Origin of the sequence: Psychrobacter sp. UBA6291 (genome assembly GCF_002439405.1) — a bacterium.
GTDB classification, from domain to species: domain Bacteria; phylum Pseudomonadota; class Gammaproteobacteria; order Pseudomonadales; family Moraxellaceae; genus Psychrobacter; species Psychrobacter faecalis.
The window spans coordinates 10,750-24,562 of record NZ_DJUD01000041.1 but is presented as its reverse complement, the minus strand read 5'-3'; the positions used below and the strand labels follow the sequence as shown (position 1 = coordinate 24,562).

The 13,813-nt window shown below is 44.3% G+C and carries 8 protein-coding genes and 1 pseudogene; 5 read left to right on the top strand and 4 right to left on the bottom strand.

Annotation, left to right across the window (positions count from 1 at the left end):
- On the top strand, positions 1-1,068 hold the full coding sequence (locus B3R91_RS06610) for a WG repeat-containing protein (protein WP_286796919.1): 1,068 nt from the start codon (positions 1-3) through the stop codon (positions 1,066-1,068).
- A 126-nt stretch (positions 1,069-1,194) separates the two neighbouring features.
- Here B3R91_RS06610 and B3R91_RS06605 read toward each other — a convergent pair whose 3' ends face one another.
- The gene (locus B3R91_RS06605) at positions 1,195-6,003 is read right to left on the bottom strand and encodes an NAD-glutamate dehydrogenase (protein WP_286796918.1); all 4,809 of its coding nucleotides are present in this window, start codon (positions 6,001-6,003) and stop codon (positions 1,195-1,197) included.
- Between the two features lie 377 nt (positions 6,004-6,380).
- On the opposite strand from B3R91_RS06605, the gene purD reads away from it, so the two are divergent.
- Entirely contained in the window at positions 6,381-7,715 is a 1,335-nt protein-coding gene (gene purD / locus B3R91_RS06600; RefSeq protein WP_286796962.1) for a phosphoribosylamine--glycine ligase, read from the top strand.
- A 395-nt stretch (positions 7,716-8,110) separates the two neighbouring features.
- Positions 8,111-9,520, top strand: coding sequence for an ABC1 kinase family protein (locus B3R91_RS06595; RefSeq protein WP_144296193.1), 1,410 nt, complete (start codon positions 8,111-8,113; stop codon positions 9,518-9,520).
- Positions 9,521-9,702: 182 nt separating this feature from the next.
- Here B3R91_RS06595 and B3R91_RS06590 read toward each other — a convergent pair whose 3' ends face one another.
- Positions 9,703-10,365 carry a DUF938 domain-containing protein gene (locus B3R91_RS06590; protein ID WP_102077072.1) on the bottom strand — a complete coding sequence of 221 codons (663 nt, stop codon included), beginning with the start codon at positions 10,363-10,365 and terminating at the stop codon, positions 9,703-9,705.
- A 234-nt stretch (positions 10,366-10,599) separates the two neighbouring features.
- On the opposite strand from B3R91_RS06590, the gene B3R91_RS06585 reads away from it, so the two are divergent.
- Complete coding sequence (locus tag B3R91_RS06585) at positions 10,600-10,812, top strand: DNA gyrase inhibitor YacG (RefSeq protein WP_068405332.1); 213 nt, start codon at positions 10,600-10,602, stop codon at positions 10,810-10,812.
- Between the two features lie 55 nt (positions 10,813-10,867).
- The gene (locus tag B3R91_RS06580; RefSeq protein WP_286796917.1) at positions 10,868-12,049 is read left to right on the top strand and encodes an aspartate aminotransferase family protein; all 1,182 of its coding nucleotides are present in this window, start codon (positions 10,868-10,870) and stop codon (positions 12,047-12,049) included.
- A 116-nt stretch (positions 12,050-12,165) separates the two neighbouring features.
- Here B3R91_RS06580 and B3R91_RS06575 read toward each other — a convergent pair whose 3' ends face one another.
- Positions 12,166-13,065 carry a LysR family transcriptional regulator gene (locus B3R91_RS06575; protein ID WP_286796916.1) on the bottom strand — a complete coding sequence of 300 codons (900 nt, stop codon included), beginning with the start codon at positions 13,063-13,065 and terminating at the stop codon, positions 12,166-12,168.
- A gap of 252 nt (positions 13,066-13,317) precedes the next feature.
- A pseudogene (locus tag B3R91_RS06570) lies at positions 13,318-13,813 on the bottom strand (DNA polymerase III subunit gamma/tau); the annotation flags it as partial.

Here is a 13,813-nt window from a genome sequence, read left to right as displayed (position 1 = left end):
ATGCATACTCTATTTAAAATTATTTATATTAATGCGCGTTTGCTTATTGCTTTTATATTTACCATTACTGCTTTTACTTTAAGTTTGACGTCTGCGCAGGCGACGATTAATTGCGCCGGAACTTTACCCAGTAGCTACTTTGAGCGTATTGAAAATAATACGCCGTTTGCTGGCAAGTTGATCGAACAAGCTGACGGGTCGCAGCAGCTGCAAGACCTAAGTGGTCATGTTGTCATGGATAATTTGTCCGATGCTTATATCGTAATGGACAGCTATGTGCTTGCTAAGCAGGATGGTAAATACGGCGTTATCAATGCTGCTGGCAAGATCATTGTCCCTTTTGACTATGACGCTATTCAAACCGAGCCGGATATCGCAACCAGCTTTATTGTCAGCGTCAAACCATCAGATGCGACAACCAGACAAGGTATTATTAATCGTCATGGCGACTGGATTTTTCCACTCACCGCGGCGCGTATCGAGCATGCGCACTACGATTCTGATCATGACCAAGATTATTTTAAAATGACTAGTGATCAAGGGCGTACAGGACTGCTTGATGATAAAGGCTACTGGGCAATCGTGCCAAAGTATGAGGCGATTCATCCGTTAAATGCTTGTACAGGTCAGCTTTTATATTTACAAGTAAGCTTAAACGACGAGACCGCGCTCATTGACCAAAACAATGACGTTATCATTCCGTTTGCCGCTCATCAACATATCGAAGCGTTTAATACTTCTGCTAAGCCGCCGCTATTTTTGCGTAGTACGTTAATCGATGGTAGCACCGCTACAGGCATGAGCGAAGATATCCAAGACGAGATTGTTAGCGCGCAGATTATCGATGCCAATGGTAAGTTAATCCTCGCATCAGACGCCCCCATCAGAAAGCTGCTATACCATCAGCTTTATATTTATAAGCAAGCGGGCAAGTTTGGCATTATAAATAATAAAGGCAGTGTAATACTAAAACCACAATTTGCTAGTTATCGTGACGATGGTGAGAAAGTGTGGGTTGAAAAAGATGGCAAAATGCGCCGTTTAAATACCTTTATAACCTTAAATTAGCCTTTTTAGTTTTATTTTTATTATCGAAAAACAAAAAATCACCGTTAACTCATAACGGTGATTTTTTTCTATAAACATATAATCTGGATTTTCTGTAATTTGCTATCTGACTTATTTTTTAGCTTATTACTTACTTACCAGCCCACTCAGCTCACTCATCAATACCGATAATGTTGATAAACTCATATCACTTTCATCATTGCTATCAATTTTTTGCATCTCAGCGGTGATGGAATCAAGCTGACTTTCATGACGCGATTTCCAGTCATTAAAGGCTTGTTTGGCATCAGGCTGCTTTAATAAAGTATCCATCAGCATACGCAGACTGCGCGAAACTTCGTTGACAAGGGCATGACGCGCACGGCGATCCCAGTGGTCTTGCTGCGGTAAGGTGGCGATATTGTCCATCATCCAATCTAGCTGTAAAACGTGATAGGCCTCAAAATACAAGGTGGCAATCTCATCGACTGGGCGTTCATACTGCTCAGCCAACAGCGCTGCATCTAGGGCATCGACATGGTACGGCAACATCGCGAACATCGCCGCGTCATCTGCAGACAGCTCGTTTTCCGTTAAGCTTGTGATGTCTTCTTGCAAATACTCTGAGAACTGCTGCTCGATAAAACCGCCTGCTTTGGTTAATTTTTCGACACTGTCTTCAAAGCGCTCGATCATATCGGCTACTTGCAAGTCCTGCCCAAAGGCATTGATAAACCACACTACGCCATTTTCAAGCGCATCACGCAAACGCAGCTCAAGCTCGAGTAGCAAGGTCGCATCGACTTGGTTGTCTAGTGACTCAAGTTTTTCCCAAGCTTTGGATACATGGAAGACATCACGAGCAATTGCATAGCCGCGCGCAATCGTAGCAAGCGTTTGCCCCGTTTCCTCAAATAAACGGAATAAGGCTTCGATACCCAAACGGTTGACGATGCTATTGGTTAAATAAGTACTGATGATTTCACGGTGCAAGCGATGTTCTTTCATCTCATCAAAGAAGTTTGCTGCCAGCTCATCAGGGAAGTATTGGCGCAGCTCATTAACGAAATACGGCGCATCAGGCAAATCTGACGCCAACAAATTATCGTACACCCACATTTTGCCGTAAGCCATCACAACTGCCAGCTCTGGATTGGTGAGACCTGTGCCCGCTTTTTGGCGTTTGGCGATTTCTTCATCCGATGGCAGATATTCAATGGCGCGATCAAGACGACCTTCACTTTCTAACATTTGAATAAAGCGTTGATGGTCACTTAAATTTGCCGCCGCGCGTAGATGGCTGAGCTCAAGCGCCTGTGGTTGTAGATAGTTTTGGCGCAGTACCAATTCAGCGACCGTATCGGTCATAGACTCTAAGAGCTCATTACGCTGCTTGAGCGTCATGTCGCCTTGCTCAACCACTTTACCCAGTAAAATCTTAATATTGACTTCATGATCCGAGCAGTTGACGCCGCCTGAGTTGTCAATGGCATCGGTATAAATACGCCCGCCCGTTTGTGCGTATTCGATACGCCCTTGCTGAGTAAAGCCTAAGTTACCGCCTTCGCCGACGACTGCCGTGCGTAGCTCACCACCGTTGACGCGTACGGCATCATTGGCGCGATCACCGACATCGGCATGACTTTCATTGGCACTTTTCACGTAAGTACCGATACCGCCATTCCAAATCAAATCAACTGGCGATTTTAGCAGCGCACTGATTAACTCGTTGGGCGCAAGGCTGTCTTCACTGATCTCAAATAATGCTTTCATCTCAGGGCTAATAACAATGGTTTTATCTTGACGTGAGAACACGCCACCACCTTGGCTAATGAGCGATTTTTCATAGTCGTCCCACGTTGAACGCGGCAGATTAAATAAACGCTCACGCTCGGTATAAGACGCGGCGGTATCTGGGTTTGGATCGATAAAGATATGTAGATGGTTAAAGGCTGCGACCAACTTGGTGTGCGTCGATCTGAGCATGCCGTTACCAAAAACGTCGCCACTCATATCGCCAATACCAACAACGGTGAAATCATCACGGTTTTGAATGTCCATACCGCGCATACGGAAGTGGCGTTTGACCGATTCCCAACCACCGCGAGCGGTGATACCCATCGCTTTATGGTCATAACCGACCGAGCCGCCTGAAGCAAAGGCATCATCGAGCCAAAAGTTATACTCGCTTGATAAGGCATTGGCGATATCTGAGAAGGTAGCGGTACCTTTATCAGCAGCAACGACTAAGTACGGGTCATCTTCGTCGTGACGCACCGTATTGGCTGGCGGGACAATTTTGCCATCGACAATATTGTCGGTCACATCCAGCATACCGCGCAGGAACGCTTGATAACAGGCGATGCCCTCTGCTTGGAAAGCTTCACGGCCATCAGCCATGGTTTTGGTCTTGACGATAAAACCGCCTTTGGAGCCAACCGGGACAATGACCGCGTTTTTGACCATTTGCGCTTTGACTAGACCAAGTACTTCGGTACGGAAATCTTCCATACGGTCCGACCAGCGCAGCCCGCCGCGAGCGACTTTACCGCCGCGTAAATGCACCGCTTCAACGCGCGGTGAATAAACAAATATCTCAAACATAGGCTTAGGTTTGGGTAAGTTTGGAATATCTGCCGCCAAAAACTTAAACGATAAACGGTCTTTACGTTGACCATCTGCTTCTCTTTGATAGAAGTTGGTACGCACCATGGCATTAATCAAATCTAAATACCAACGCAGGATACGATCTTCATCTAAACTACTGACACCAGCCAAGGCGCTGTTGATTTGCTCTCGAGTTTGACTGGTTTTGCTGGCGCGCTCCTCTTCACTGTATTTAGGATTCATGCGCGCATCGAATAGCTCGCTTAAGGCAATGCTAATGGCACTATTTTTTACCACGGTTTGCTGAATATAAGCACTAGAGAACGGCGCTTTTGCTTGCATCATATAACGCGATAAGGCACGCAGTACCACCACATCGTACGTATCGAGTTTGGTGGTTAATACCAGCTCATTAAAGGAATCACTCTCAACGCGCCCTGCCCATATTTGCTTAAGGCTATCTTCAAACTGCGCGCGTACCACTTGCATATCGATGGTGTCAACATGTTCCAATACCAGCTCATACTCTTGCATCCAAATCGGCTGCTCTGGTAAATCGAACTCATAGGTTTGGGCAGAAATGACCGATACGCCAAAGTTTTCTAGTACCGGCAAGACTTTTGAGAGAATCACAGGGTTTTGGCGACCATATAGTTTTAGGTGCAGCTGATTGCTGGCGCCGCCCGTTGACTTATATAAATGCCAAATCATTGGCTGCTCGTCATTTAAACTCGCCAGACGTTTGGTATCTTCGACCGCCGTCCGCGCATCAAAGCGTTCTTGATAGGCTGCTGGAATATAGCTTAAGAAGCGGCGCATTAAGGCATTTGCTTGCTGCTCGCCGACATTATCGAGCAGCATTTTTTGATAATTATCGCGCCATGATTGCATAAGAGCCGACAGCTTATCTTGTAGCGCCGCCGTATCCACATCATTCACTTGACCTGGCACAGTTCGAACATGCACATGGACGCGGGCGTGTTCTGATTCATTAAATTCCGTGGTAAAGCCAGATGACGTACCGCCGTAAGCGTCTTTTAAGACGTTTTGTACTTTAATACGCAGCTCGGTATTGAATTTATCGCGCGGGATATAGACCAAGCAGGATACAAAGCGCTGATAATGATCGACTCGGCTAAATAAGCGCAAACTTTTTTTATCTTGCAATTGGCTAATACCAGAGACGATAGGATATAACTCTTCAACGCTGGCTTGAAACAAATCATCACGCGGTAAAGAGTTAATCACATGCATCATTTTATGATACGCATGACCGTCACGTGGCAAATCCGCCATCGCCATGATCTTATTGGCTTTTTCACGCAGCAGCGGAATCTGTTGTACGCTTAGCTGATAGGCTTGCGCGGTAAAGAGACCAATAAAGCGATATTCGCCAATCAGCTTGCCATGGTCATCAAACTTATGAATACCTAAAAAATCCATGTATACCGGGCGATGAACGGGTGATACACGGCTTGATTTAGACAACATCAATACGCGTGGCTCGGTTAATAATTTTTTTAGATTATGAGGCAACTCATCAAAGCTTTTTGAGAGCGTATCCTCACTACCGCCGCGCAACAGGCCAAGCCCACTATTACCAATGGCAAATAAGTCTAAATTGTTATCATTTTCTAAGCGGTACTCGCGATAGCCTAAAAAGATAAAATGCTCGTCTAATACCCAATCCAAAAACGCTTGAATTTCTTGCGGCGAATAATACACTTCGGGTAGATTTTGACCAGCCAGCTCCGCTTTTATATCGGTCAGCTTGCCGCGTATCTGTTGCCAATCATCAACGACGATATCAAGGGTATCAATTTTTGCCAGCAGCATCTGCTTTAGAGCTGCCAACTCATCATTGTTTTGATAAGCGATTTCGCAATGAATCAAAGACATTTTTGATGTGTCACTTTCATGGGCGCTTTCGACATGAGTGATATCGCCGCTTTCATCGCGCTCAACCCCGATAATGATATTATAGGTACGATGGACATCGATACCTTCTGCTTCCAAGCTCATTAAAATGGTATCGACCAAAAATGGTCTATCGTAAGCGACTATTTGGATAACCGTATGCGAGCTATGAAAATGCTGCTCTTCGGCGATGGGGTTTAAAATAGCAAGCTGCGGCTGGCTGCCGTCATAGGCTTTAAGCAAAGTAAAATGATGCAGCGCCATACCAGCCAAATCCATATTACTGATATCTTTCGCCACTTCTTGATGCAGCGTCTGATAATAGCTATGAATAAAATGGTCAAATAGCGATTTGTCTTTTTGTACATAGCTGGTGGCAATATCGCTTATCTGGCTTATCCGCTCTTTTGCGATATTTAAGTTGTGAGGCATATCCATTGTCCTTTGTTATAGGTTTGTCGTTCTCGTTTTTTCAATAACCAATCATTGGTATCTACTAGTGCCAACCTATCAAAGTGTAACGCACTGCGGCGTCTAGCAAAAGCGTACAACATCATTTCATGAATCACTAAGATGTCGATAACCTTTGATAATGAGACAGTTAAAGATAGAGTATTTAGTAATTAAGACAATAACACCCTAACCTCATCTAAAACTTGCTGGCAGGTGGATACTCATGACAATCATGGCGTTTTTTTGTTAGAATACCGCAGTATATTGCAGCAGATTTTGCTGGCTCGCTATTAACTCCCAAAAAACTAACTCACAAACAACTTACAATGAATTTTGATGCTAAGGGCAGACGTATGATGAATATTTTGGTGATTGGCTCAGGTGGTCGCGAACACGCACTCGCATGGCAGTGTGCAAAAGACGACAAGGTACAAAACATCTATGTCGCTCCCGGTAATGCTGGCACCGCCCTTGAGCCCAAATGCCAAAACGTCACCTTAGAAGATATAGCCGATGCTGACGAACACAGTGCTGTCATCGAATTTTGCCAAAATAATGCCATTGATATGGTGATTGTCGGTCCAGAAGCGCCGCTGGTAACCGGTATCGTTGATGCTTGCCGCGCAGCCGGTATTAAAGCATGGGGGCCAACCGCTTATTGTGCGCAGCTTGAAGGCTCAAAAACCTTTGCAAAAGAATTTATGGCACAAAACAAAATACCAACCGCAGCTTATCAAGGGTTTACGGACGCTACTGCTGCCAAAGCCTATATCGATGAGCAAGGCGCACCGATTGTGATCAAAGCCGACGGCCTTGCTGCAGGTAAAGGCGTTATCGTCGCCGAAACCATCGAGCAGGCGCACGAAGCAATTGACGATATGCTTGCGGACAATAAATTTGGCGATGCTGGTAGCCGTGTGGTTATCGAGCAATTCTTGCAAGGGGAAGAAGCCAGCTTTATTTGCATGGTAGATGGTAACAACATCTTGCCGATGGCAACCAGCCAAGACCATAAACGTGCGTTTGAAGGCGATACGGGACCAAATACTGGTGGCATGGGCGCTTACTCCCCTGCCCCAGTCGTCACCCAAGACGTTCACGATAAGGTAATGGCGCAAGTTATCCAACCTGTTGTTGATGCAATGAAAGCCGCTGGTCACCCTTATACTGGATTTTTATATGCTGGGCTGATGATTGATGATGCGGGTGACCCGTATGTAATTGAATTTAACTGCCGTTTTGGCGACCCAGAAACGCAGCCAATTTTGATGCGTTTACAATCATCGATGGTTGACTTGGTCGCACAAGGGCTAGAGGGTAAATTACCAACCGCAGCCAATTGGGATAAGCGCCCTGCTCTCGGTATTGTCGTTGCTTCAAAAGGCTATCCTGAAACCTCATCTAAAGGTGATGTAATTACCGGCTTGCCAGAGTTAGATAATGACAATCAAAAGTCAGTCAAAGTTTTTCATGCTGGTACGGCTTTCTCTAATAACGATACGCATAGTGATGATAATGATGAGAAAGAAGTGGTGACCAATGGCGGGCGTGTATTGTGCGTGACGGCATTGGCTGATAGCATTTCTGGTGCACAGCAAGCCGCATTGACCGTAACAGGCGCGATTAGTTTTGATGGCGCTCATTATCGCCGTGATATCGGACACCATGCGATTGCGCGCGAAAACGTTTAATAAGGTTAAGCCAATTTAAAACTTATATCGTTTTTCTTATATTGTTTTTATGGTAATCCGACCTAGTGTAATGCTAGGTCGGATTTTTCGTTTGCTCATTTTTTTATGAGCGTATTTTAAAATTTATCTTTGGCGGCTTAATGTTAGAATAAAGGTCATCATCGTGGCGCATAATTTTGAGCGCTTTAATGCTCGGTCGTAGCCTGTAACATAGCAATTCATAGATGTACTTTTAATAAGCATACGTTAATTTACAAAGTAACGGCTCATGCTAGGCGCAGGCAGCTCAATCTACCACCCATTATATGATACAATTTTGTACCAGTACGTCGCATCTCCTTGTATTGTCGGTTTACGCCCGCACATCAATAGCAACCGGATGAATGATTATATTTATGGCAAATGATACCTCTAGACCCTCTAATAATAAACCGTCTAATAATAAGCAATCCATCGACAACCTGAAGACCTCAGGGTTTGAGCGTCGGATGTCTATTGCAAAAACTTCCTTAAATATCGGTCGTCGTTGGGCAGGTAATAGTGTGTCTGGTATGTTTTTGAATAAAGAAGCACGTACGGCGCGCAATCAAATTTTTATGGAAGAACAGGCGCATTATCTGGCAGAAGAGCTGGGTAAATTAAAGGGCTCGGTGGTAAAAATTGGCCAAATGCTGGCAATTTATGGCGAGCATATATTACCGCCTGAAATCACGCGCGCCCTGCAAACACTCAATGACGATACCGCCACCTTAGCATGGCCAAAAATCGAGGTCACATTACGCCAATTATTAGGCACGAAGTTAAATGAGTTAGAAGTTGATCCCGTTCCTATTGGTACCGCTTCCCTCGCCCAAGTTCATCGCGCAACGGTATTGGCAACGGGCGAGCAAGTGGTGTTAAAAATCCAATATCCCGGTGTGGCCGATGCCATCAATTCTGACTTGGCTTTATTTAAGCGTTTATTAAAAGTCAGTAATATCGTACCGCAAACACGCGCCCTCGATGCATGGTTTGAAGAGATACGTGACCTCCTCCATCATGAAGTTGACTACGAAGCGGAAGCAGCGACAACGGAGCGTTTTTATGAGCGCTTACTAGGCGACCCGCGTTATATCGTACCCAAAATCAATCGTACTTACTCAACCAAACGCTTGTTATGCATGTCTTATGAGCCAGGCATTACGGTGGTCTCGGAAGCGCTACAGTTATTGTCACATGAGCGCCGCAACGCTATCGGTCAAGCCGCTATCGAAATCATGATGCAAGAGATTTTTGTATGGGGCGAGATGCAAACGGATCCGAATTTTGGTAATTACCTCGTTCGTGTCGCTGCTGATGAAAACGAAATCGATAAGCTGGTCTTGCTAGATTTTGGTGCCATTCGCCAATTTGATGATAACTTACTAACCATTGCGCACGGGCTATTACGAGCTGGCTATCGTCATGACCATCACGCAATGAAACGCGCTATGACCGGTTATGATTTCTTTGATAGCATGAGTGATAAAGTACGTTCAGATATCGCTTCATTGTTTTTATTAGCGACAGAACCCTTTAGCGACCCTACTTTAAACCCTGATATTCCCAAAAATTGCTTAGATGAACAGCAGCGTTATATCTGGGCCAATAGTAAATTACATACTCGCCTCTCAAATAACGCTACGCGAGCAATACAGTCTTTCGAGTTCAATCTGCCACCTAAAGAATTTATGTTTATCAGTAGAAAATTTATCGGTGCTTATACCTTTTTGACAGTGCTAGATGCGCATACGGATTCTAATAAACTGGTAAAGCCTTTTTTATAAGATGAGAAAGTGATATTTTTTGGACCGCCCTTTTGTGGCGGTCTTTTTTATGTTTTTTTTACTTACTTAGGCTATTTTATATAATTATCTTCTTGATAATACATTTTTGTTTCATGCTCTTTGTCCTTAATTTTTTATTCAGTAATTTTAAGTATAATTCATTATTTTACTTAGGCTATTTTTTATGCTTCATTACTTGCCCGCCAATTGTCGAATCGGGTTTGATAACCGTCAGGCTTACGCATGTTTAACTGCCAACAAGTTTCACCGCGCGCTAGATACTTGACTTCAAAGTGTGTACGCTGACTATCGCTAGCGACTTTATGACGCGTATTCGGTAAGCACCAGACCTCATTGGCTTGCTGCTCTGCATTATCCATATATGCCTCTATATTAGTCGCCAGCACTACTTCTCCGCCTACTTGCAAACGAGAAAGCAAGAATTCAAAAAAAGGCATATTTAACCACTGTTGGTTAGGGTTATGTTGCTCAGGATTGGGATATAAGATAAAGATACGCTCGATACTGTTTGGTGCAATGGCGTGGACAATCCAAGCGATGGCATCAGCATGAATCTCGCTGAGGTTGCATGACTTTTGCTGCGCTGCCATTTTAGCAAAAGCATCGAATTTATTACGCGTACGCTCGATGGCTATCAAGTGCTTATCAGGATGTTGCAGTGCGAAGCTAAGCGCATGCTTGCCCTTCCCTGCGCCAATCTCCAATACCAAAGGCAGCTCGGCGTCAACCAATATATCCGGCATTATAAAATCGCGTGGAGCTGAGAGTTTTTGTGGTTGAAAGGCGCGCTGCTGCTGATGCGAAAGCTCAAAATTGTCAGTCATCTACTATCCTTAAGGGATTTGTCATTTGTCATTATCCGGTCGCATGCTATTATATAGTCAATCCAGCCCAATAGTAATACAACCTCCACGCTTATCGAATGACAATTATTAATGACGCAGGGCGATTGCTTATAAAGCTGGAAAACTCACATTATTCATACTCGCTATTGATTAGAAGCGCTGTCTTAAATGACAGCATTTATTGATAGCCCATAGGATATACCTACTTTTATTATGACTGAATCTACTTCTAGCAACAGCGACCACAATACCAACCCCTTACCCAAAACCTATCCTTGTCCAGAATGCGGCAACCAAACTGCGTGGCAAGACAATAAATATAAGCCGTTTTGCAGTCATCACTGCAAGCTTATTGACTTAGGCGCATGGGCAAGTGAAGAATATACCTTACCTGCCGAATCGACGCCGTTTTCTGATGAACTCTAATTAATCCCAATCTCTTTAGCCCTCTAACCTTTATATAATTCCAAGGATGTTTTACATGTCTGCTACTTACCTGATGCCCACTTACAATCGTCAACCAATTAGCTTCACCCGCGGTTCAGGCAGTTGGCTTTATACCAAAGATGAGACGCCCTACTTAGATGCCTTGACGGGTATCGCAGTATGCGGCTTGGGGCATTGTCATCCAGAAGTAACTGAGGCTATTCAGCAGCAAGCAGCAACCTTAGTGCATACCAGTAATTTATTTGGCATTGATTGGCAAGAGCGAGCTGGCGAAGCTCTATGTAATGCCGCGCAAATGGACAGCGTATTTTTTGCTAATAGTGGCGCTGAAGCCAATGAAGCGGCATTAAAACTGGCACGGCTCTATGCGCATCAGCAAGGTTTTAAACGCCCAAAAGTTATCGTTATGGAACAGTCTTTTCATGGTCGTACCTTGCTATCGTTATCAGCAACTGCTAACCCTAAAGCCCGTGAAGGTTTTTATACCTTAGATAAAGACTTTATTCGTGTGCCCTTTGGTGATATCGCCGCGATTGAACAAGCCGCTCATGACCATGATGATATCTGTGCGGTATTTGTCGAGCCTATACAAGGCGAAGGTGGTTTAAATACCGCAGCCAATGGCTTTACGTATCTTGAGCAACTACAAGCTATATGCGGTAGTCATGATTGGTTATTTATGCTCGATGAAGTACAAACCGGTAACGGTCGTACGGGCAAGTACTTTGCGTATCAGCATAGCAATGCACGCCCTGATGTCTTAACCACGGCCAAAGGCTTAGGTAACGGTTTCCCTGTAGGTGCTTGCATGGTACGCGGGCGTGCCAATGGCTTGTTTGGCGCCGGTAGTCACGGCTCAACCTATGGTGGCACGCCGCTAGCCAGTCGCGTAGTACATAGCGTTTATGAAGTGCTTGCTGATGACAGTATCATGGACAATGCCGTCACCGAAGGACAGTTCATCCGTGAAGGCGTGGTTAATGCGCTTGGACGATATGGCGTTAGCACTCGCGGCGCAGGGATGATGATTGGTATCGCGCTACCAGAAGAGATGGATTGTAGCAAATTGGTTGACCGTGCCCGTGATGAGCAAAAATTAATCATTAATGTCACAGGCGGGCATGTGATTCGACTATTGCCGCCGCTTAATATGAGCCGTGATGAAAGCTCACAAGTGGTTGAGCGTTTGGTTAATTTATTGAAACCTTCGTTTTAAACGGTTGAATTAATCAAAGTTTAAAACTAGAAAAAGCCTATAGATACATTATCTATAGGCTTTTTGCCTTTTAACACTTTAAAAGCATTTTAATCAGATATTACTAAATACTTAACTTAATTGGCGTGAAAGTACTTTTTTAATACTTCTAAGCAACGGGTGATTTTTGCTGGTTGCTGATCACGGTTTAAGGTGACGGCATATAGCACGAAACTTGGCAGCTGATAACCAGTCAACACTTCGACCAAATTGCCATTTTCAAGCTCTCTTTTGACGTCCATCTCCATGATACGAATTATACCATGACCTTCCTTTGCTAAAGTCATCGCCATAAAGACGTTGTTGGTGTGGATACGCGAATTCATTTTGATGCGTGTTTTCTTGCCTGTTTCGGTCTGAGTAAGCTCGACATGACTTGCATCCTTCATGATATCGATACAAATCAGCTGATGGTCTGCTAAGTCTTTTGGCGTTTCAATCTTTTTATGCTGACGCAAATACTGCGGTGAGGCGACCAACAGTTGACGCACATCAGATAACGGATGATTGCTCAAGGTTGAGTCATTGATATTAGGGCTCATACGTACCGCAATATCGATACGCTCATCAATCATATCAATATAATGATTATCAGCAAAATAAGTAATGCTAAGGTCATCGTGCGCCGACATCCAAGTCGATAGAGCGGGCAAAATATGGTGAACGCCAAGCTCAGGCGTCGTTGCAATACGTAAGCTACCCGCAAGCTCATCACGTAATTGGTTGACTTTAATACGCCCTTGTTCAGCGGCACTGACCACATCTTTTGCCGCTTCATAAAAGCTTGCGCCCGCTTCTGTTAAGCTAAGCTTACGAGTTGAGCGATGTAGGAGTACTACGCCAAGCTCGTTTTCTAAAGAACGTATCTGTTGGCTGACCGCACTGGTCGTAATACCCAATTCGCGAGCTGAACCACTAAAAGAGCCGTGTCCGACTACACTGGCAAACACAGCCATACCACGTAAATTATCTAACATATTTCCACCTAAGCTGCTTTTTAGTTTTTAATATAACTTAACCATTATAGCGGATTATAATAAATCTTACAGTTTTTTACTATAACTCTGTTAGTCATCCGAAGCTATTTAGTCATTAATAAAACGAAAAATATCAAGGCGATAAATTGATATTGCCTTGATATTTGGAGAATTATAATAAAATATATAAAGGTTTACTGATTAAAGATTGCCAATCATAAAATTGAACATTGTTTAATATAACTGAACGCTTTAATATAACTGAACCTTACCCATTTTTCCTTCACCGCGCTCCGTCAAATACTGCATAACGGGCGTATTAAGCAATCTAGACTCTGCCACTATACGCGCTTCAATAAGGCGTTTTTGTTGACGACGTTCAGGCGTCTTATCATCGGCTTGCATAATACTGCCATCTATCTGCAAGCTAATGTCTGCTTGCGTAAACTGTTCTTGTAATTTTGCCGCCAGCTGCTGAAAAGTAGCTTGCAGATGCTTACTATCCACCGCCGTAACAAAGACCGCTTTAGCGTTACAGTGCCCGGTCATCATTCCTTGACGTGCCAGTGCCAATTCATCGGGCGCCAAACTCCCAGCTTCACGGGCGCATTGTAGCCAGTAGTCCCATTTTTCTGGCGTCCACTCGCCCGTTAATTCTTGCGGCGCACAGCGTAATAAAGTACGCGGATCATCCACTTGCGCAGTTAATTGAGAATCATTTGCGCTAGGCTCAACGGCAGGCTCAGGC